The following is a 21,697-nucleotide window of genomic DNA, read 5'->3' as shown; positions in this document are numbered from 1 at the left end:
AGTGGTGTGAATGAGTGTCAGGTAAATGCGATCCACTAATTTTAAAGCTAAAGTCTGTTTATAAATTTCGCTTCCGCCTACAATAAAAACTTCAGAAAGATCTTTTTCTGTTCCAAGATCTTTGGCTTTGGCTACGGCCTGTTTAATGTCGCTGAAGAGTAAAACTCCTGCTGGGAACTCTTCAGGTTTTGCCGATCTCGAGACCACGATGTTCACTCTTTTAGGTAAAGGTTTTCCGAGGCTGTCATAAGTTTTTCTTCCCATGACGATCACAGAATTTGCAGTGGTTTCTTTGAAGAACTTAAGATCTTCGGGGATATGCCAAGGCAAATCCCCTTTGACACCGATCACATGATTTTCACTTGTGGCTACAATATGACTGACAATCATACTGACACTTCCGCTTTAATGCTAGGATACGAATCATAGTCTAAAAGTTTAAAGTTTTCGTATTTAAAGGCAAACAGGTCTTTCACCTCAGGGTTCACCCACATTTTGGGTAAGGTCTTAGGGGTGCGGCTCAGCTGCAGACGAGCTTGTTCAAAATGGTTATGGTATAAATGTGCATCGCCTAAAGTATGAATGAACTCACCAGGCTTTAACCCGCAGACTTGAGCCATCATCATAGTCAGTAGGGCGTAACTGGCAATGTTAAAGGGCACTCCTAAGAACACATCAGCACTACGTTGGTAAAGCTGACAAGACAACTCGCCATTTGCCACATAAAACTGAAAGAAGGCGTGACAGGGGGGTAGGGCCATGGTTTCCACCTCTCCTGGGTTGTACGCCACCACCAACAAGCGTCTTGAGGTGGGATTATTTTTAATGGTGTTCATTACGTTTGAGATTTGATCAATGGTGCTCCCATCTGGGGCCTGCCATGATCTCCATTGGGCTCCGTACACTCGGCCCAGGTTCCCGTTTTCATCCGCCCATTCATCCCAGATGCGAACATTATTGTCTTTAAGGTATTTGATATTGGTGTCGCCTTGTAAGAACCATAAAAGCTCATGAATGATTGATTTCAAATGCACCTTTTTGGTGGTTAAAAGAGGAAAGCTGTTGCGGAGATCAAAGCGCATTTGATGGCCAAAGAGACTGCGAGTTCCTGTTCCTGTGCGGTCTTCGCGGTCTGTGCCTTCGATTAAAATCTTTTCCATTAAATCTAAATATGTTTTCATCTCATTCCTTCTTGGATGGAGGGGTTGGTGGCGGCGGAGCAAGCTTGGATGTTATGTCTCTGTGGCTGGCTTGTCGCGGTTCTATTTACTTTATAAAAGCTTATGCTTTTGGATAAGTCCTAACTCTGTGTGTGAGAGGGAATATTTTTGAATGATGCCAAGCGCAAAAATGTTAAAACCTGATTTAAGAATTGCCTTAAAGTTGACCTTTTGCCTTCTGTCGATGACAAGGGGTGTATGGAAATAAGAGATCCTATTCATGGTTCAATAGAGTTATCCCCCATCGAGGTCACGATCTGTGACTCCCAAGAGTATCAGCGTTTGCGCTCCATTAAACAGTTGGGATTTTCAGAATTCAGTTTCCCAGGAGCCACTCACAATAGATTTTTGCATTCAGTCGGAGTGAGCTATTTAGCTGGACAAGCCTTTGATAGCATTTTTAAACGTTATCCATTTACTAATCTTACTGCTCGTCAAAATCTTCGCCAGTGTTTAAAGCTCGCGGCCCTCTTGCACGACATTGGACATGGACCTTTGAGCCACACCACTGAAGAAGTGATGCCGCCGCTGGCGACTTTGAATCTGCAAATTTATGACAAATATAAGACGTCTTATGACAAAAACCGTAAGGCTAATCATGAAGACTTCACCATTAAGTTCATCACAGATTCCAATATCACTAAAATCATCGAAGACTATGGAGCGTTTGAGCCTATACATGTGGCCGCTCTTATAGATCGTGATCTTAAAGTGGATGACAGTTTTTTTGTTGTGGATGGTGTGAACTTTAGACCTATCTTAAGTCAGTTAGTCAGTTCAGAGTTAGATGTAGATCGCATGGACTATTTGATCCGTGACGCGTACTTTTGCGGAACCAACTACGGCAAAATCGAATTGAGCTGGTTGATTGGCAATTTAACCTATAACCAAGTTGAAAACGACATGTTCCTCGCGCTCAATCGTCGTGCACTTTATACCTTTGATGACTTTTTACTCTCTCGCCATCACATGCACTTGATGGTGTACTTCCACCATAAAGCGATTGTGTACGAAGAGATGCTGACTCGATTTTTAAAGTCAGAAAACTGCACATTCAGTCTTCCTTCTGACTTACAAAAATATATCAAGTGCACCGACTACGCTTTATACCAGCACATTGATGAAGTGCAGGATCAAAACACGTGGGCCAAACGAATCGCGACAAGAAATCCTTACCGCGTTCTCTTTGAAAAGCACTCTTACAAAAACAGTGAAGCTATCCGCGATGTCCTTAATCGTTTAGAGGGCGAGGGCATTGAAACTATCTATGTCAGTTCATCCACACGCCTAAGTAAATATCAAGAGGCCCAGTTCTCGATGAACAATTACGCACTTTACGTTGTAGAAGAATACGATAAAGGATCTACACCTTCACGCATCGAAGATAACACCGAAATCTTTGAAAAGTACGGCGACATCCGCATCATCGAACGCATCTACGTCGCCCCTGAAAAGCGCAGCGAAGCCCAATTCCTTCTCCGCGAAAGCGGTCTTCTAGCCAAATAGATTGGGGACAGTTTTTTAATAGAGTTGATCGAAAGGCGAGTTCGGCTTGGCGCAGTTTTGCGAATGCAAAGCTGTGCCAAACGTCACTGTCTGAGCATTTCGAATAACTCTATTAAAAAACTGTCCCCAATCTATTTGGCTAGAGGGCCGTAAGCTTGAATCTAAAAAGAACCTATGTCATAGATTGTCATGGAATGAGAGGTTGCAATGAATGTTGCTGTAATTGGGTCAGGTGGACGTGAGCATGCTTTAGTGAAGGCACTCGTAAAGAGTGAATCTGTGAATGAAGTGCATGCTTATCCTGGTTCTGTGGGGATAGCGCAGTTGGCCCAGTGTCATGCGATCTCGTGGAATCCCTCTACACCGCTTATTAAATCCTTAAAGGATCAAAAGATTGATCTTGTGGTTGTAGGTCCTGAGGCGCCTTTAGCAGAAGGCTTGGGGAATACGTTACGAGAGGCGGGCTTTTTAGTGTTTGGTCCTGACCAAGCTGCGGCCCAATTAGAAGGAAGTAAAATCTTTTGCAAAGAGTTTCTGGTGGATGCAGGAATTCCCACAGCAGACTATAAAATTCTAAATAGTTACGAACACGCATTGGAATTAGATTTCGATTTTCCGTTTGTGATTAAAGCTGACGGACTTGCTTCTGGAAAGGGTGTGTACATCTGTAAGACCAAAGAGGATGTGCAAAAGGCCGCCTATGATATTTTTAAAAGACGCATCTTTGGTGAAACCCAAGCCCTTGCGGAAAAGTTTTTAAAGGGTTGGGAGTTAAGTTACATCATCATCACGGATGGCACTCGTTATGAGGTCTGCCCTTTGGCCCAAGATCATAAAACTTTGTGCGATGGGGGTGAAGGCCCTAACACAGGCGGAATGGGTGTTCTGGGCCCTATTCAAATTTCAGAAGATTTAGATCAAAAGATACGTAGAAACATTGTCGAACCTACACTAAAAACATTAAATGATAAAAATTTACCATACAGAGGGGCTTTATTTATTGGTCTTATGATCCAAGATGATGAACCCTATGTGTTGGAGTATAACGTCAGGTTTGGCGACCCTGAAACACAGATCATCATGCCTCTGATTGAGGGGGATATGGGTCTGCTCTTGCGTTCATGTGCGCAGGGCGAGTTGCAAGGCTTTAAGGTAAGACCCCAGCATGCGGCGTGTGTGGTGTTAGCTGCTAAAGGCTACCCTGATAACCCCGAAAAAGGGGCGCCGATCAGTGGAGATATTTTAACTGAATCGGAGGATTCATATTTTATCTATGCAGGAGTAGGTCGAAATCCAAGTGGGGAGTTTTTTGTAAGTGGCGGTCGGGTTTTGGGAGCCGTGGGTATTGCCGCTACCAAAGATGAGGCTATAGAAAAGGCCTACCATCGTCTCGGTCAAGTGAACTGGGATGGGATACAATATCGTAAGGACATTGGTCGATATTTTACCTTTTAAGGCACTGAGATCGAGCTCAAGTCTTATGTCTGTCTCATTTTTTACCGATAGAGAACCCAGTTGAGGGCTCTATAATGAAAAAAATAATACTCATTGGTTTATCAATTGTAATGGTAGCGGGTTGCGGAAAGAGTAAACCCAATAAAGACTCTGATGATGAAGGACGTTCATTAGCCAGTGTGCAGGGCAAACAAGAGCGCGTTTTGCTTCCTGACAGTGCAAGAAAGTTTTTATTGGATGAAGAGCAGCGCTTAAAGCCTCAGGTGGCTATTAAACATTACGCTCATGTTTTACCTCCCAATATGTATAAGCGTCTGGTGAAGTTGTCTTTGAATGTGGATGACTTAGGTCTTTCGATCACTCGTAAGGGCAACACGATGATTCTAGACAACGGCAAAGGGACTTTAAAAATAGGCTTTACAGGCCCAGTGGATCACATGTTGATGGTGCTTGATGGAGAGACCTATGATTTTGCCAATGCTCAATCTATCAATAAACTTTTAGAAAACCTTGAAAAGAATATTGGCGGCACAACTAAAACCGCTGCTATAGATTCTCTATTATTTAAGATGTGTCCTGCTTTAGGAATCTTGGGCATGTCAGAAGACAGTCATGCCAGCAATTGGTTTCTACTAGGTGGACTTGCGATTGTGGGTGTGGCCATTGCTTATGCTGCGTATACGCTTGGAAATTCCATTAAAAAGACCAAACATGATGTGAATGTCAAAGGACAAGTGAGCTTAGATCAGAGTTCTAAGGACGCCATTGCCGAGCTGTCAGATGCAGTGAAGAATGGAAAGGTGGATGTGAACTTAGAAACCAATCACAATATTAACGTTGATGCAGGAAGTGCCTCAGGCATTCTATAACGTTGATGCAGGAAGTGCCTCGAGAGCATTCTGTAGCGCTGATGCGGGGAGTGCCCTTAGCATTTAAATTGTTACGAAGAAGATAAAATAGAGTACAAAAAAACTAGGGGTTCGCGTCGTCTTGAGAGAGCCCCTTTTTCTTTAGTTTTTCAACTAAAGTGGTGCGGTTAAGACGTAAGAGATGGGCGGCTTTGTTGCGATTCCAATTGGTCTTTTCTAAGGCCTTTAATAAGAGACGGTTTTCAAATTCAGACACCATAGTATTAAAATCAATTCCTGAATCAGGAATATCAATGTCTTCAGCAGCGACACTTCTTTTAGCACACTGAGAGTAACGAGGAGGAAGATCATCCAAAGAGATCATACCTTCGCCAATGATAATGGTGAGTCTCTCGACCAAGTTTTCTAATTCACGAACGTTACCTGGCCAGTCGTAAGTTTGTAAGGCTTCAAAGGCTTCGCTTGAAAAACCTGTGATCTTTTTCTTTTTTTCGTGATTAAATTTATGAATAAAAGAATTGATAAGAATAGGCAGATCACTTTTTCTAGCACGTAAAGAAGGCATTTGTAAGGGGATCACGTTTAAGCGAAAGTACAGGTCCTCTCGAAAAAGTTCTTTTTTGATTTGCTGCTCTAAGTTTTTATGGGTGGCTGCAATCACGCGCACGTCAATATGGATGGTTTCACTAGAGCCAATGCGTTCGATCTTTTTTTCTTGCAGTACACGCAAAAGTTTGACCTGAAGCTTGGGGCTCATATCGCCAATCTCGTCTAAAAAGATGGTGCCCTTGTGAGCCATTTCAAAACGCCCCTTGCGCTCTTTGATGGCACCTGTAAAAGACCCTTTTTCATGACCAAAAAGTTCGCTTTCTAAGAGGTCCTCAGGAATGGCTCCGCAATTGACAGCAATGAAAGCCTCTTGGTGACGATCAGAAGCATGATGGATGCCACGGGCAATCAGCTCTTTGCCAGTTCCACTTTCTCCTGTGACCAACACGGTGGAGTCTGAGGGTGCAATGCGTTTAGCAAGATCAATCACGCTGCGAATTTCACGGCTCTTCCCAATGATCTGATTGAGGCCATAGGAATGAGAGAGCTGAGTTTTTAAGCGTGAGTTCTCTTCTTTGATTTCTTTGTGAGTCAATGCACGATCCACGAACTCGATCAGTTCTTGCAGTTCAAAAGGTTTAGTTAAAAATTGAAACACCCCTTTGCGTGCGGCAGACACGGCCATTTCAAAGCTGCCATAGCCCGTGAGGATGATCACTTCGCAATCAGGTTGACGAGTTTTAATAGAGGTCAGTAGGTCCAAACCGTTTCCATCAGGCAGGCGTAAGTCTACGATGGCCAAGTTCACTTTAAGTTGACTGGCCAACATAGATTCGGCTTCCGATTTGGATTGTGCTGTGATGACTGTGTAGTCATGTCTTTGCAGAGCTTTGGACAGACTCTTTCTGACAGTTGGATCGTCATCAACAACTAAAATTTTATATTGGCTTTTCAACAAATCCCCTCTTTTATGCTACGGACGTAGCATTCCTGTCCTCATCATAAGAAGGAAAAAAAAATCCGTCAAATTTTTAACAGGACTTTAGGGAGGGGTATAACGCAGAAATTATAAAAACAAAGTCTAGCTCAGTCTTAAGGGCTTATTATGTCTTACGTTTTCCAAAATCATTTGGATTATATCTTTGCAATCAATGGCCGAATTTAAGAGGTCTTCAATGTCTTTTTTTAAGGTTGCATCACGACTTCCCACATCATCTTTTAAAAGTTGCAAGAAAGTGATAATGCCTCCGAGCGGATTGTTCAGTTCGTGGGCAAGGCTTCCAGCAAGAATACCAAGGTCAGTTAGTTTAGTCTTTTCAAGGATTTGGGTTTCAATATTTTTTTGTTCCGTCACATCTTGATAGATGTGAATCAAATGTTCGGTGTCTTCGTAATAAGCTTTCAGGCTTTGGCTTGTAACATAATACCAACGCCCTGACTCCGAATCTTTGACTTCAAACTTTTGCCCGAGAGTGCAGTTTTGACATGGAGTGCTCCGCCCAAACATCACTTCATAGCACTTTTTTTGAGTTTGATGTTTAAGCTCTAGGTCGTTTTTGTTGGATGTGATGTAGTCATAATTTTTATTCACAATCACCACAGGATAACGAATAGCATTAAAAGTCTGCTGCCATTGTGAGCGGGTGATGAGCAAATTGGAATACTTTAAAAGCTGATTGATCTTAATGCTGACGATCTCGTTGATTTGGAGCAGGAAAGACTCTTGCTGTTTGGTGAAAAGTTTATGGCTTTTGGCAAAATAAATATGGCCGATTTTATGTTTATCAAACACTAATGCTGAGCCAAAAATCTTAAAGTGCTTTTGATTTTCAATGACCATGCTTTCTTCTAAAAGCTCTTTGTGCTCGATTAAAATTCGAACCCATTGCACATCCATGGTTGAACTCAGAGTGTCTACCAAGAGCTCTTCGATCTCGGAAATGGATTTGGCCTCTTGAATGCCTACAATAGCGAAATACATAAGGTTGAGTTGCTCTTGCAATTTGATCAAACGAGACTCAGAGCGTTTAAGGCTGACCTTCCTTTTTTTAACACCTTCTTTGAGCTCGGCATTGAGCTTTTGTAAGTTTTCGTTTTGCTCTTCAAAGAGCCTATAAAAGTTTTCATTTTGTTTGTGGTAATCAAATTTTTGTATTGCCAGAATGACCTGCTCGGGAAGTGCGCCCAAACTGTCCTTATAAAGAATGGAGTTGGGGTTGAGGAGCGAGATCAGCAGGTGGTTTTGTTGTATCTCCTGAGCCCCATTTAAAATGGCAATCACTTCGGGATGGTGCGGGGAGGCTCTCAGCGCCTCATACAGGCGATGAGTGTTGTCTTGAGTGAGAGTGCCTGAGTTCAGTATGATCAGTTTCAGGGCTTGGTGCTTGATGACATGTAAGCCCTCATCAAAGTGAGGTGCATGCTGCGCTTCAAAAGCTTCTTGTGGGGGTAAGGGGTCCCCGAGGAGTAAAATACTAGAAAAATGCTCCACATCGTTAGTCACACTACATCTTACCTTTAAAGACCTGGGGAGCCTATGGTTTATGGGCCAGTTTACGAGTGTATTTGCGCCAGAGTGCGCGCTGTTCGTAGGGTATATTTTATGATGTATGGGCCCATTGGCGGGTGGGCTTAGCTTTTGTAGACGGCCAACATACGTATATTTTATAGATTATGGGTAGAGTTTTTTGCATGTGTTCTTATAGATACAAAGAGGTAGGGGTATTGACGTTAAACCTGGCTTTACATAACGTCAAAAATGCAGAGTTACGTGACGAGAACCCCCAATTAAGGCCTACAATAAAGGCTTGCAAATGAAGCTTCGCGCAAGAAGCTGCTTCTGGATGGAATCCATAAACGACGCGTAGATAGGTGAGCAAAGGAGTACGGGTATTATGACTCAAAAGACAAATGTAGTGTGGGATGCTATTTTGCTGGCGGCAGGTTCAGGCACACGTATGAAATCCAGAACTCCCAAGGTCTTACAACGTGTTGCAGGTGTACCCATGTTAGAAAGAATCGTGGGACAACTTAAAGCTGCGGGTTGCAGACAAGTGCATGTGGTGGTCACAGCAGCGTTGCAAGAGGTGCTCAAACCTTTAGCTAGCAGTATGGAGTCTGTGTTCTTGCATGTACAAAAGCAGCCATTAGGAACAGGTGATGCCGTGTTATCTGTAGACCCAAAAGGACTTTCGGAGACGCTTTTTATTTGTAATGGGGACCATCCTTTGGTGAATCAGGAGGACATTTCTGAAGTGCTTTGGTCTTATGGCCAAAGACAGGCCTCACTGTGTGTGGCGGTTCTAGATATGCCCCACCCAGGAAGTTTTGGAAGAGTGATCAAGAAAGAAGCTCAGATCCAAAAGATCGTGGAGGCCAAAGAGGCTACGGCCGCAGAGCTGGAAATTCAAACCGTCAACACGGGTCTTTACATTGGTAGCACTGACGTGATTTATAAATCCCTTCAAGGTTTGCGTTCTAAATCTAGAACCTCCGAATTTTATCTGACAGATATTGTTGAGGACATCCAAAAATCTGGCAAGCCTGTGGCGTGGATTGAAACCACAGAAGACATGGCCTTTGGAGTGAATGATTCCGAAAGTCTCTATTTAGTAAATAAAAAATCCTACCTTAAAAATGGTCGCAAACATTTAGCCAATGGTGTGAAGTTTTTAGATATTGAAAACACCTATATAGACGATGGTGTTGAAATTGGTGAAGACACTTTTGTTTATCCTAATGTGTATATCAAAGGGAAGACTCGCATCGGTGCGGGTTGTGTGATTGAGGCAGGCACTCATATCCTTACCAGCGAAGTGGGACCTAACACTTATATTAAGGCGGGCTCTTACATTGAAAATGCTGTGATACAGGGAGAGTGTAGTGTGGGACCCTATGCGCGTTTACGTGAGGGCACACGTGTTGAAAAACATGTGAAGATTGGGAATTTTGTAGAGTCAAAAAAGACTCATTTTAAAGAAGGTGTTAAAGCAGGCCATCAGTGTTATTTGGGTGATACCGAGATTGGTGAAAACACGAACATAGGTGCAGGGACCATCACCTGCAATTTTGCGGTCGATGGTCAGAAGTACAAAACTGTGATTGGCAAAGACGTATTTGTGGGAAGTGACTCTCAGATTGTGCCACCAGTTCATATCGGTGATGGAGCCGTGGTGGCTGCGGGAGCTACTGTGACCAAGGATGTAGAGGCAAAAAGTCTTTACGTGACACGAGCCAAAGCGTTCGTGAAGAAAAATTATAGGGATTAAATTATGTGCGGTATTGTGGGATACATCGGTGATAGAAACACCAAAGATGTTTTGATTTCTGGTCTTAAAACATTAGAGTATCGTGGCTATGACAGTGCGGGCGTGTGTGTGCTTGAAGATGGAAATTTTATCCGTGTTCGTGCTGCTGGGCGCATTGATGAGCTGGAAAAAAAGACCAACCAAGTTCAGTTTCATGGTCGCACAGGGATTGCGCACACACGTTGGGCCACCCATGGGCCAGCAGTAGAAAAGAATGCCCATCCTCACGCAGTGGGAGATGTCAGTATTGTGCACAATGGAATCATCGAAAACTATTTACAGATCAAAGAAGAGCTGTTAGCGCGTGGCGCACACATTGAGTCTGATACAGATTCCGAGTTGGTGGCTCATTTACTGAATGATCTGTTAAAAAGTGGCAAGGGTCTTTTAGAAGCCTGTTTGGAATGCAGACAAAAACTTGAGGGGGCCTATTCCATTCTGGTTTTACATAAAAAATCCGAAGGAGAATTGATCGCCTTTAAGCATGGACCACCTTTGTTAATAGGTAAAAATACAGACGAGACCATCGTGGCCAGTGACATTCAGGCCATACTTCCGTATTCAAAAACAGTATGCTACCTCCAAGATGGGGATCTGGTGCACATTCAAGGGGCTGCGATTCAGTTTTATGATGAAAGTGATCAAGCGATCACTAGAAGTTTTGAGACGATCACTTGGGATGCAGAAAGTACAGATAAAAAAGGCTTTGAGCATTATATGCTTAAAGAAATTTTTGAACAGCCCAATGCCGTGTCCATGGCTTTGGCTCCTCATATCCATGCTGAAGATCGTACGATTAAGATGCAGGGGTTTTATCCAGACCAAATAGAAACCGAGCAGTTCTTTAAAGGCATAGAGCATATTTATCTTGTGGCCTGTGGAACTAGTTTTTATGCGGCTATGTATGCAGAGTATATTTTTGAAAAGTTGGCTTTGATTCCAACAGAAGTCGACATCGCCAGTGAGTTTCGTTATAGAAGTCCAATTTTAAACCCAAGATCCCTCGTGATTTTTATTTCTCAAAGTGGTGAAACGGCTGACACTCTAGCGGCTTTAAGACTTGTGAAGTCTCAAGGGGTTAGAACGCTCAGCATTTGTAACACCAAACATTCTAGCATTGATCGTGAGAGCGATTTTTCTCTTTATATGAACTCAGGGCCAGAGATTGGTGTGGCAAGTACCAAGGCCTTTACCAGCACTCTGGCTATTGCCGCCGCTTTAGGTATATCTTTGGCCAGAGCCAATGGGCGACTTTCTTTGGAACAAGAACATGAGTACACCACCAGTCTTTTGTCTTTACCTCTGAACCTAGAAAATGTTTTGGCTTACGACACCTTCTTTAAAGAAACCAGTGAGTTCCTTAAAAGTCACAAGGGCTTTTTGTATATGGGGCGAGGAACAAACTACCCCATAGCTATGGAAGGGGCTTTGAAGTTAAAAGAGCTTGCTTATATGCACGCTGAAGGTTACGCGGCGGGAGAGATGAAGCATGGGCCTTTGGCTTTGATTGATGACAAGATGATGGTGGTGATGCTGGCTCCACAAGATGATCTTTATGATAAGACCATCAGCAACTTAGAAGAAGTGAAAGCTAGGGGTGGGCAAATCATCAGTTTAGGAAGTGTGGGCGATCACCGCTTAGAACAGATCAGTCATCACTTTTTAGGTTTACCTAAAGCCGATTGGTTGACCTATCCCATTTTAGAAACTATCCCACTGCAACTTATGGCCTATCATGTGGCCAAAAGTTTAGGTTATGATGTCGACAAGCCTCGTAACTTAGCCAAATCCGTAACTGTAGAATAAGATATATTAAATTGAGACAAAGCCACTGAGTGATGCTTAAGTGTTGCCTTGAAAGCTCAAAAATACCTGCTTTGTCTCAACATGAAATATGTTAGACCTCGGTGATTAAGACAAAAGGTCTAGGTCACCGAAGAGTCTATTGTGCAATTACAAAACTATTAGGAGTGGGTCATGAAATTAAATACCAAAGTTGTAAGGCTGTTGAGCGTTTGTGGTGCCTTGGGTTTAACCTTGTTAGCTTACCAAAACTGTTCACAGTACGAGATGACGTCCACTGTGAGTAAAGCCGAGAGAGAAGTGATTCTTGAGGTTCCGTTTGAACCCCATAATCCTCGTACAACTATAGGCGGAACATCGGGTGCAGGTGATTCGTTTCAACCTTCATTTCCCTATGCCGCAAATGTAGGAAGTGATTTTGTCTCTCGTTGTACACAAGCCAGATATGATCAAGAAAAAGCAGAAGTCTTAAATATGGCCAGTAATGACACGACCAATACTTTAATCCCTGTCAGATTCTCCATCTCTTCAGGTAACGTAGTGGATGAAACATCCTATAGAGCCTATCTGCGATCTATTCTGCGTACTAATGATGATGGTGTGACGGATGTGTATGTGGGCCCAGCCAATAAACATATCTATCGTGATTCACATCAAGATGTCTTTCACTATGTGGCCGATCATACTGAAGCGCGTGCGAGATATATCAATGGGGATCGTTGTTTCTTTGACGTGATTCGTGTTGTTGGTGGATATAATAGAGAGTTACGTTTAAACGGCACTTACGATCATACTTGGGCGATCTTAAATTATGGAAACATTTATAATGACACTAATAGCGACAGCTATGAATTAAGTCCTCGCTTATTTAACAAAATCGAGCAGCAGTCTACTCCGCAAATTATCCCCTTATATGTGGCTGATATTCGTGAGCAGTATTTAAGCTTTACAAATGCAAACTATACCATTTTAAACCCTGAGTTCACCTCTTCAGCGGTAAGATCAAAAGAGTATGCCGTGCAGTTGCGTGAGTTATTCTTCTTAGACAGAATGTTTAAACACAGAGACAAGTTTGTGTCTGACTTAAGTACACCTCAAAGTTTGGGTGGCAAAAACTATTCTGGATACGAGGGGATGCCTCAGTTATTTGATAATATCATCTTTGGTTACAATGCCACAATCTTGAGTATGCAATACACTCCGATTGTGATTGACTTGGGCGAAAAACACATTCGCACATCAAGTTTGGATTGGGGTTCTTTCTTTAACTTGGCAAATTTACCAGTACCTCCTAATAATAAAGGTTATAAGAGGATTTCTCACCAAGTAGCTTGGTTGGGTGGAAGTTTAAAGCAAGTCAATGAAAGTGGTCGCACAGTGTGGAAACGTGTCGCAGAGGATGGATTCCTTGTGTTACCAGACAGTAATAACGAAGTTCATTCTGCTGAACAGCTTTTCAGTAACAGAACTATCATCAATGATCGTCGTTATAATAACGGTTTTGATGCCCTAGCTGCTTATGCTAATAAAAACTGTCTGAGCGAAGTGACTGAAGAGAAATATATTGGTCCATGGGATGACGCCTATAACACTTTAAAGGTTTGGGTGGATGCAAACAGAAATGGTCATGCTGATGCAGGAGAAATCTCTTCACTTAAAGATCACGGAATTGTGGCTTTAAACCCATGTTCTTTTAACCATGACACTTCAGTAGACCAATACGGAAACAGAACCAGTATCCGTTCTAGTGTTCTGATTGCTTCGGACCTGACTGCTGGAAGTATGGATCAATCTGAGATTAAAGATCGTCTTTTCTCTGGTAAAACGGCTTCAGGCTCTGATGCCGACTTTAGAGTAATGATTGATATTTACTTTAGATCTAGACCTAGTTTCTTCTTGGAAAATATAAACGTAACTGGTGGTAGTGAAGATATCAATAACTACTAGTTTAAAGTTTAAAAACCTATAGACTAAAAAGCCACAGCGATGTGGCTTTTTTATTTTATCAACAATCAAATTCCCAAAGGCCTTCACCTGCACCCACCAAATCTGGTTATGTGGCTTTTTTATTTGATAAACGATTGAATTTACATCTAGATTCTCAATTGCATTTTGCAGATGACCGATAAGATTTAGATGAGTAAGAGTCTTTGTTTCATAATGAGAATTTGTTTTTTAGCACACCTAAGTTTTGCTGTGCTAGGATGCAGTTTGGGTTTTGATGGCTTTGATTCTTATAGCGTGATTAAAGATCCTAATTTTCAAAATAAATTATACTTTACTCCAAGATCACGAGCTGATGTGCTTTTGCTCATGGACAATTCCAGTCTGATGGAGTTTTTGCAAACTAGATTTCAAGATAATACAGCAGCTTTTATTTCTGAATTTACCTCTAGAAATGTGGAGTTTCAAATTGCCGTGGGTTTGTCAGATGCGTACCGCAAGAAGTATCACCCAGAGATGAACTACAGCACAAGATTCAGCCAAGGGGTGGGGGCTTTAAGTGGATATCGCATTGTCACACCACTAACCCCTAATCCCTCAGAGGTTCTAAGAATGAACCTCACTGTGGGCGTAGATGGGCATCCTGATGTAAGAGGACTGGAAAGTCTAGAGGACATCATCGCTGATCCTGCCAATGCCGAGTTAATTAGAAACTTTTCGCATTTTGCTACAGTGTTTATCACCAACGAGGATGACTTCAGTAACAACTCGCCTCAAGACACCTTGATATTTTCTTTAACAGACAGTTGCATTTATAACTGCGCAACGTCCCCCTATCAGCTTTACTATTTTGATTATGCACTAGGTGATTACATTCCTAATATTATTTACTATCAACATACGCAGGCTAATCCAGATCCTTCTACAGGGCGATATTTGATTCCATTATCAAGGTACAATCACGCTGTCAGCGCACGAGCAGGTGTGACCACAGCTCCTATGCGCGCTTATTCCTTTCATGCTTACGCTTTGGTGGATCATGTCTGCCGTGAAGCTAGAAATGCAGCTGATGGTTTAGGGGATGTTCATTTTATTGCTAAACGTTATATGGACTTGATCACGATGACGGGAGGCGGGGTTTTAGCTAGTCCGTGCCAGACTCCAGATGCCGAAATCCGAAGGCTTGCGCGTGGGATCATTTCTGAAAATTTCAGATTCAAACTTCCATCCTATGCCTCAGAGGTGCCATTCACGGTCTCTGTAGGAGGGGTGATCATTCCCCAGGGCGAAGAGAATGGGTGGTCGTATAACCCTGCCACGACTGAATTACGAATCAACGGCTCAGCTATTCCAAGGGTAGATCAAGCCATTGAAGTTGAATTTCAAATCTAATCCTCGAATTTTAAAAACTGTTTAAGTTCACAAGGGTTCGCGCTGGAGTGACCAATAGTATTTCATTCAATGTAAATCAATTTCTATTGGATTTGGGTTTCTTGGTGCTGCAACTTAAGCCATTGTTTTTTGTTGATGCTGGGTCTGGGTGATCCAATTTAAAAAATCTGTTTTAGCAATGGCAAGCTGTTTGTCTTTTTTGGCTCGTTTTCGTTCTGATTTTTTCATTTTACCTAAAATAGATTCATCAAGCTTTGGCAGTAAACTGAAATTGATGTTCATGGGTTGAAAATTATCTTTGGGTTCTTGCAGGAAGTTTAATAGAGAGCCAAGGGCTGAGGTGCGTGGGGGAGGGTTCAGGTTTTGCCCCCGAAGTTTTTGATCGACAAAGCGTGACACAAGAAGCCCAATGCACGTCGAATCAAAATACCCCTCAACGCCAGTGATCTGGCCTGCAAAAAATAAATTGGGATCTTTTTTAGAAGACAGATTGGGATTCAGTAAACGTGGAGAGTTGATGTACATGTTGCGATGGATACTCCCCAATTTAACAAAAGAGGCGTTTTCTAAACCTGGAATCATGCGAAAGACTTCCTTTTGATCTGCATACGCCATTTTGGTTTGGAATCCCACCATGTTGTAAGCTGTGCCTTGTAAATTGTCTTGTCTAAGTTGAACCACTGCGTAGCAGTTGCGACCTGTTTTAGGGTAGGGCAATCCTTTAAAGCTCAAAGGGCCAAAACGCAAAGTCTCATCACCACGGGCGACAATCTCTTCGATGGGCATACAGTTTTCAAAGTAAGGAGTCTTTTCAAACTCTTTGGCCTCCACCTTGCGTGCGGCTTTAATTGCCTGAATCAAGGCGTAGTATTGTTCTTTGTTGAGGGGACAATTGATATAATCGCCCCCACTATTTGTGTTGTCGGCTGTAGGACAGTTGTTCTTGTTACTCTTGCTTTCATCACGACTGTCAGCGTTCTCACATGGATCGTGGTCGTTGTTTGCATTTTGGGTTTTATTGTCCACGAGACTACCCCCAACTTTACCCCAGCGGTCGGCCTTCCAGCAAATGTCCATATCAATTGAATCTGTTTCTATAATGGGAGCTATGGCATCGTAAAAATATAAAGATCCTGCATCAAAATGTGCAGCCAAGCTTTGTGCCAAGGCACTGTCGGTCAGCGGACCCGTGGCAATAATGCGAAGACCATCCAGTTCGTTCACATCTTGAATGACTTGGTCCACGCAGGTGATGTTGGGGTGATTTCTAATAGCCGTCGTAATGCTTTGAGAAAAGACATCTCGATCCACGCCGAGAGCCATTCCTGCTGGCACAGCAGCGTCTAAGGCCGCCTTAAGGATCAGGCTGTTTAAGTTTTTGGCCTCCCACTTCAATTGACCCGAGGCCGAGTAGTCAGTCGTGCTCCCAAAAGAATTAGAACAGACCAGCTCCGCAAAGTTTTGAGTTTTATGGGCGGGGCTTTTTTTATGAGCCTTCATTTCGTACAGACGAACTTGGTAGCCGAGTTCTGCCAGTTGAAAGGCGCACTCGCTGCCAGCCAAGCCAGCTCCGACAACATGAATGGGGGACGTATTTAAAGACATAGTGTGTTGATAGGTCTAAATGCTTAAAAGTTCAACCTTAAAACTGCGTTAAGTCTTGAGCCCGCGTAAGGAGCTGTTAGCCTGTGGAGCTAAGAAAGGGTAAAATATCGCCTGGTGGAAAAGAAAAAACGACCTCAATTAAAATCGGCAGCAGATGTCTTACAGAAACTCTTTAAAGAGGGTGGAGCAGTGCCTGATTCTGCGTCTCAGTCTGTGGCTAATGAATACAAGCGTTGGAGCCTGATTCAGAATTGGCCCACAGTGGTGGGGCAGGCCCTTTCGGAACGCACCTTTCCTGTAAAGTACATCCGAGGCACGCTATACATCTGGTGCTCTTCGGCCTCGGGGGTCCAGCATTATTATTTTATTTCCAATAATGTTTTAGAAAAAGTGAACCAGCATCTTGGTATTAAATGGGTGACCAAGGTGGTATGGACACAGAACAAAGGATTTTTGGATAGTGTGGGTGAAAAAGAGCGGCAGTATATTTCTAAACTACTTCGCTCTTGAAGTTTCTGTGGCCTCAATACTTTTTCTCATTAAAGATTTTAAATAGTCATCATCAGGGTCTTCGCCTAAAAAGCTCATGATCTTTTTATGCAGTGTCGGATCATAAATCAATTGGCCAAGAGTGCCTTTCTTAGAATTGATGGCATCTAGAGAGGCATTCAAGCGATCTAGCGTGGGCTTAATTTGAGCTTGGTTTTTAATGGTCTCACTGGCCCCAGCAAAGCTTTTAATGGCTGAGTTAAAGTTTTTGCCCATCTCTTCAAAATTTACACCTTCACCAAAGTTCGTGATGATGGCATCAATCTTTTTAAGTGTTAAAGAAAACTGTTCTAGGTCTGAAAGCTTACTGCCAATTTGGTCCAAAAGATCAGGACGTTGATCCATGGGGATTTCGCCGTGGTTGGGAATCACCTTACCGCTTCCACCTGCCTTGATGTACACGAAGCGGTCACCTAGAGCCCCTTGGGTTTTCAGTTGTACAAGACTGGTGTCTGTGATGAGGTTTTCGTATTTCTTAGAAATCTTAAGGGTCATCTTGATGGTTTCTTTTTCAGGTATATATTCGATGTCGTGGACGTTTCCGACATTGATCCCAGAAAACGAAACCACAGAGCCAAACATGATCCCTTGAGTGTCTTTAAGGTATGTGTGGTAGGTATTTTTACGACTCAGCATAGACTCATCGCTCATGATGGCGGTGAATCCAAAGATAAAGATCACTACCCCAATCACAATAAAGATTCCTGCTTTCAGTTTTTGTTTGTCATTCATAGTGTCACCTGTTGCACTTAAGTTATGTGTTTAAAGTTTCAAAGTTCCTTGCATGAATTTTCTTAAACTGCTTGTCGAAGCTTCAATGTCTTCAGGCAAAGCCTCTTCAACAATGCGTCCCTGTTTAAGCAAAAGGATCCTGTCACACACCTCTGTGGCTGTGGGCATATCGTGAGACACAAAGATGGAGGTGAATCCCAAGGACTTCATCTTTTTGATCGTCTTTTGAATATTTAAGGTGTTAAAGGGGTCTAGGCCTGCGGTGGGTTCATCAAAAAGAATGATTTCAGGGTCCATGATGATGCTTCGTAAAAGTCCCACACGCTTTTGCATTCCTCCAGATAGCTCTGAAGGGTAAAGAGATTCTGTGTTATTTAATCCCAGTTGCGATAACACCTTACTGATGCGTGAAGCGATTTCAGATTCTGGCAGGCGAGAGTGCTGTCTTAGAGGAAAGGCCAAATTTTCATAGACCGTGAGGGAATCAAAAAGGGCTCCGTTTTGAAAGACATAAGAGACCTGTTTGCGGGCTTCAAGCCATTGATCTTCGTTGTAGTCTTGGATCTCTGTGCCCTTTAAAATGATCTTGCCAGAGTCTATCTTTTCAAGACCAATAAGGGCTCTTAAGATCACGCTCTTTCCTGTACCAGAGCCCCCCAGTAGCCCGAGGCACTCGCCTTTGCGAAGTTTAAAGGAGATGTCTCTATGAACAACATGTTCGCGAAAGCTTTTCTTGAGGTGTTTTACTTCTAAGATGACGTCATTGGTGCTACTCATGCTCTAGCCACCATAGGGATATAAAAGCCAATAAATTTTAGTCATAATATAATCAATAATAAAGATCAGCATAGATCCTGTAACCACAGCCATGGTTGTGGCGCGTCCCACGCCCTTAGTTCCATCGGTGACATTCATACCAAAATAACAGGCGGGAAGAGCCACACTTAATGCAAAACCAAAAGGTTTAATAGCGGTACAGAAAAACTCCCAAGACGATACTGTAGTGACAATCTTTTGGTAGGTGAATAAAAAGCCTAGATTAAGTTCAGCATAAGCAATAACGGAGGTCGCAACGAGTGCAAGGAGGGCCATAATAACTGTAAGAACGGGAAAGGTAACCAGGCAGGCGATGATTCGAGGTAAATAGATCTTCTGGTAAGGTGATGCGCCTAAAGCTCGAATCGCATCAATCTGTTGTGTGACTTTCATGGACCCGATTTCTGAGGCCATACCAGCGCCTACGCGTGCGGAACACATTAAGGCGGTGAACACGGGGGCCAGTTCTAAAAAAGTCGCAAGAGCCATCACTTTAGGAACATAGGGTTTGCCCCCATACTTTTCAATTCCTAACCCAAATTGTAAGGTCATTACAAAACCAGAGCTGATAGCGGTGATTACAATCAGGGGGAGGGACTCTACACCAACATTGATAATCTGTGTGCTGATGTCTTCAAGGCTGGGGCGGCGTTTTTTAAACTCAACGATAGAATCTTTTAGAACTTCTGCGAGTCCACCTAAGATCACTAAAGAGTTTTTAAAGCCCACGGCTACCATGCTTTGAAGCCTTGTAAAAACTTTTGGTATTCAGGAAGGTCTTGGTCAAAATTTGAAGACAGAGCGGTTAGGGCGATGATGTACTGACAGGAGTTTTTGATAAAAGAGGTGACGGCCAACTTATTTTTAAAGCCCTCAATCTCGCTGTCAAAGATAGACTGTACGGCTTTGCGACCATTGTAGTTGGTTTTATCTACTTTTATGTTTGCGCTATGAGTGTTAAGGCTTTCTGAAAGTTCTAGCACCCACGCAGCTAGGTCAATGTCTAGGCCCTTTTGGCATTTGGTTTTTACGGATAGGGTGGACCCAGTCTCTTTTTGAATCCAAGCTACATCCACGGTTTTGTCTTTAAGAACACGATATTGAGTGCTGGGTGAGGTGAAGGAGTAGCGATCAGATTTTTGGATGGAACTGTCACCCAGTTTAACTGAAACACATGAAGAGAAGAAAAAGGCTCCTAAGAGGGTAACAATAAGACTGCCGCAGAGAGTTTGGTATAGATTCGTGTTCATAATTCTCATGACTCTTATCATGTCATAGAGCTTTTGAAACGACAAAAGGCAAAAAAAAAGCTGGTCACTTTAGACCAGCTTCTTTCTTCAGAATTTACTTAAAGATTACTTCTTAAGTAAAGTTTTGAACTCGCTACCTGGACGGAATTTTGGATACCATGCAGCTGGAATTTTAATAGCTTTACCAGTTTGTGGGTTTCTTCCAGTTCTAGCTTTTCTTTTTGCTTTTGTGAAAGTACCGAAACCAACTAATTTAACTTCGTCACCTTTTTTTACGCTAGTTCTAACGATGTGTACGAAAGAGTCTAATACTCTCTCGGCATCAGCTTTAGTCATTTCAACTTCTGCAGCGATTTTTTCAATAAGTTGCGCTTTATTCATATGTGTTATCCCCCATATTGTTGTTGTTAACATGTATAATTGAAGCGGGGATTGAAAAGTCGGTCAATCACTTTTTTAAAAATAATGCAGGCAAGTTTTTTAGAAGACGGGTGTTGGTTTTTTGGCTGTAAAAGCGCGTTTCATTGATTCATAAACAAATGCCATAAAGACCTTTTGGAGTGGTTGCTTTATGGCACTGAGTTCTGCTGTCAGACTTGTTTTTATTTGGGGACAATGAACATATCATTTTTGCCCATAGAAGCTCCTTGGTAGAACAGCTCGGCTCTGATGTGTTCGGTGCTCTTATTGCCCTTATAAATCACGATCTTAAATTGGTAACCCGCAACAGGTTCATATAAGATTTCAGTTTTGTCTGTAACGTTGCAATTTATTTGTGCATTTGTAAGTTGCATGCGTTGGGTGTCGTAGCCCTGACCTTGCCATCCAGCAGGGTAACCAGACATGGTAGAGTCCACCACGACATGAGCGCGTGTAGGTTGTCCTTTAGGAAAGAAGATCCAGACTTTAGAGATATCATCCCAGTCACTGCAATTGGCAATGCCTTGATAGTATCCATAGAAAAGTTCGTATTGACCTGTTCTGGGATTGATTCTGTATTCGCCGTTTGCATTGTTTGCGCAGAATTTACCGAAATCACCCATAAAGCGGCGGTATCTTTGTTGTGCAGCACTGTTTTTATCAAAGCGGAAGTCACCCTGGAAAATATGCCACTTCTCACCTTCAAGAGCGTTAGACAGTTGAGTGTACTCCCCACAAGCCCCAGTGGTAGGTGTGGTTGGTGGTGGCAATACAGAACTGCCTCCGCCCCCAGAGTTCGCACTGAACCCAGATTCAGCACAACCTGAAAGACCAAGCACAGATAGTGTACCCAAAAGGACCAGTAGACTCTTATATTTTAAAACTAATTGATAGGCTTTCATAACTCTATCCCCCGTTAATACCCCTAATTATCCACAAACCATGCCAACCCAAACCCGTCTCAAATCGAGTCTGAGCTTCTCAGACTGTAAACACATTAGACAGTCCCCTTACAAAAAGAGGCCCTCTGGTGGGCTGCTCCCTTTGGGCGTGAATGTCTTTGGGGATTTTTATTATATATACTCAAAATGCTCAGACAGTGACGTTTGGCATAATTTTGCGTTCGCAAAATCACGCCAAGCCGAACTCGCATTTTGACCATATATAATAAAAATCCCCAAAGAAATTCACGCCCAAAGGGAGGGCGCAGAGGTCTTTTTACATCGGGTGGGTGTCAGATACGACGATGACAACTCTTCGGTTTTGGTCTTGGTTTTTTT

Annotated in this window: 19 protein-coding genes; 8 read left to right on the top strand and 11 right to left on the bottom strand. The window is 42.7% G+C overall.

Annotated elements, in window-relative coordinates; translation table 11 throughout:
- Both M9899_11155 and M9899_11150 read right to left on the bottom strand, forming a co-directional pair.
- Positions 1–390: dihydrofolate reductase (locus tag M9899_11155; protein MCO5114714.1), on the bottom strand; the 390-nt coding region annotated here is incomplete at its 3' end.
- Positions 387–1,181: a thymidylate synthase gene (locus M9899_11150; protein MCO5114713.1), complete on the bottom strand. Its 795-nt coding sequence runs from the start codon at positions 1,179–1,181 to the stop codon at positions 387–389. The genes M9899_11150 and M9899_11155, both read right to left, overlap by 4 nt.
- 237 nt (positions 1,182–1,418) lie before the next feature.
- On the opposite strand from M9899_11150, the gene M9899_11145 reads away from it, so the two are divergent.
- The 3 genes from M9899_11145 (at position 1,419) to M9899_11135 (ending at position 5,050) form a co-directional block, all read left to right on the top strand.
- Positions 1,419–2,726: an HD domain-containing protein gene (locus M9899_11145; GenBank protein ID MCO5114712.1), complete on the top strand. Its 1,308-nt coding sequence runs from the start codon at positions 1,419–1,421 to the stop codon at positions 2,724–2,726.
- Between the two features lie 207 nt (positions 2,727–2,933).
- Positions 2,934–4,181: a phosphoribosylamine--glycine ligase gene (purD, locus tag M9899_11140; protein ID MCO5114711.1), complete on the top strand. Its 1,248-nt coding sequence runs from the start codon at positions 2,934–2,936 to the stop codon at positions 4,179–4,181.
- Positions 4,182–4,255: 74 nt separating this feature from the next.
- Positions 4,256–5,050 (top strand): hypothetical protein, encoded by a 795-nt coding sequence (locus tag M9899_11135; GenBank protein ID MCO5114710.1) that lies wholly within the window; start codon positions 4,256–4,258, stop codon positions 5,048–5,050.
- Between the two features lie 103 nt (positions 5,051–5,153).
- Here the strand turns inward: M9899_11135 and M9899_11130 are convergent, their stop codons facing one another.
- Both M9899_11130 and M9899_11125 read right to left on the bottom strand, forming a co-directional pair.
- Complete coding sequence (locus tag M9899_11130; protein ID MCO5114709.1) at positions 5,154–6,554, bottom strand: sigma-54 dependent transcriptional regulator; 1,401 nt, start codon at positions 6,552–6,554, stop codon at positions 5,154–5,156.
- A gap of 126 nt (positions 6,555–6,680) precedes the next feature.
- The gene (locus tag M9899_11125; protein ID MCO5114708.1) at positions 6,681–8,102 is read right to left on the bottom strand and encodes a hypothetical protein; all 1,422 of its coding nucleotides are present in this window, start codon (positions 8,100–8,102) and stop codon (positions 6,681–6,683) included.
- A gap of 391 nt (positions 8,103–8,493) precedes the next feature.
- Between M9899_11125 and glmU the strand changes: the two genes are divergently transcribed.
- The 4 genes from glmU to M9899_11105 all read left to right on the top strand — a co-directional run bounded on the left by glmU (position 8,494) and on the right by M9899_11105 (position 15,045).
- Positions 8,494–9,867 carry a bifunctional UDP-N-acetylglucosamine diphosphorylase/glucosamine-1-phosphate N-acetyltransferase GlmU gene (gene glmU / locus M9899_11120; GenBank protein MCO5114707.1) on the top strand — a complete coding sequence of 458 codons (1,374 nt, stop codon included), beginning with the start codon at positions 8,494–8,496 and terminating at the stop codon, positions 9,865–9,867.
- A 3-nt stretch (positions 9,868–9,870) separates the two neighbouring features.
- The gene (gene glmS / locus M9899_11115; protein MCO5114706.1) at positions 9,871–11,712 is read left to right on the top strand and encodes a glutamine--fructose-6-phosphate transaminase (isomerizing); all 1,842 of its coding nucleotides are present in this window, start codon (positions 9,871–9,873) and stop codon (positions 11,710–11,712) included.
- A gap of 171 nt (positions 11,713–11,883) precedes the next feature.
- Positions 11,884–13,656 carry a hypothetical protein gene (locus tag M9899_11110; protein MCO5114705.1) on the top strand — a complete coding sequence of 591 codons (1,773 nt, stop codon included), beginning with the start codon at positions 11,884–11,886 and terminating at the stop codon, positions 13,654–13,656.
- A gap of 213 nt (positions 13,657–13,869) precedes the next feature.
- Positions 13,870–15,045 carry a hypothetical protein gene (locus M9899_11105; protein MCO5114704.1) on the top strand — a complete coding sequence of 392 codons (1,176 nt, stop codon included), beginning with the start codon at positions 13,870–13,872 and terminating at the stop codon, positions 15,043–15,045.
- 114 nt (positions 15,046–15,159) lie between these two features.
- Here the strand turns inward: M9899_11105 and trmFO are convergent, their stop codons facing one another.
- Entirely contained in the window at positions 15,160–16,650 is a 1,491-nt protein-coding gene (trmFO, locus tag M9899_11100; GenBank protein MCO5114703.1) for a methylenetetrahydrofolate--tRNA-(uracil(54)-C(5))-methyltransferase (FADH(2)-oxidizing) TrmFO, read from the bottom strand.
- A 114-nt stretch (positions 16,651–16,764) separates the two neighbouring features.
- On the opposite strand from trmFO, the gene M9899_11095 reads away from it, so the two are divergent.
- Positions 16,765–17,160, top strand: a complete 396-nt coding sequence (locus M9899_11095; GenBank protein ID MCO5114702.1) for a DUF721 domain-containing protein — start codon at positions 16,765–16,767, stop codon at positions 17,158–17,160.
- On the opposite strand, the gene M9899_11090 is transcribed toward M9899_11095, so the two are convergent.
- The 6 genes from M9899_11090 to M9899_11065 form a co-directional block, all read right to left on the bottom strand.
- Positions 17,146–17,931, bottom strand: a complete 786-nt coding sequence (locus M9899_11090) for an MlaD family protein (GenBank protein MCO5114701.1) — start codon at positions 17,929–17,931, stop codon at positions 17,146–17,148. The two genes, M9899_11095 and M9899_11090, sit on opposite strands and share 15 nt — an antisense overlap.
- 30 nt (positions 17,932–17,961) lie before the next feature.
- On the bottom strand, positions 17,962–18,708 hold the full coding sequence (locus M9899_11085) for an ATP-binding cassette domain-containing protein (GenBank protein MCO5114700.1): 747 nt from the start codon (positions 18,706–18,708) through the stop codon (positions 17,962–17,964).
- 3 nt (positions 18,709–18,711) lie between these two features.
- Entirely contained in the window at positions 18,712–19,485 is a 774-nt protein-coding gene (locus M9899_11080) for an ABC transporter permease (GenBank protein ID MCO5114699.1), read from the bottom strand.
- Entirely contained in the window at positions 19,479–19,997 is a 519-nt protein-coding gene (locus tag M9899_11075) for a hypothetical protein (protein MCO5114698.1), read from the bottom strand. Before M9899_11075 ends, M9899_11080 begins: the two co-directional genes overlap by 7 nt.
- 105 nt (positions 19,998–20,102) lie before the next feature.
- Positions 20,103–20,378 (bottom strand): HU family DNA-binding protein, encoded by a 276-nt coding sequence (locus tag M9899_11070; protein ID MCO5114697.1) that lies wholly within the window; start codon positions 20,376–20,378, stop codon positions 20,103–20,105.
- 221 nt (positions 20,379–20,599) lie between these two features.
- Positions 20,600–21,319: a hypothetical protein gene (locus M9899_11065; GenBank protein MCO5114696.1), complete on the bottom strand. Its 720-nt coding sequence runs from the start codon at positions 21,317–21,319 to the stop codon at positions 20,600–20,602.
- Positions 21,320–21,697 lie beyond the last annotated feature (378 nt).

Source organism: Pseudobdellovibrionaceae bacterium (assembly GCA_023954155.1).
Taxonomy (GTDB): Bacteria; Bdellovibrionota; Bdellovibrionia; order Bdellovibrionales; family UBA1609; genus JAMLIO01.
The sequence above is the reverse complement of the archived record's forward strand: the minus strand, read 5'-3'. Positions and strand labels throughout refer to the sequence as shown.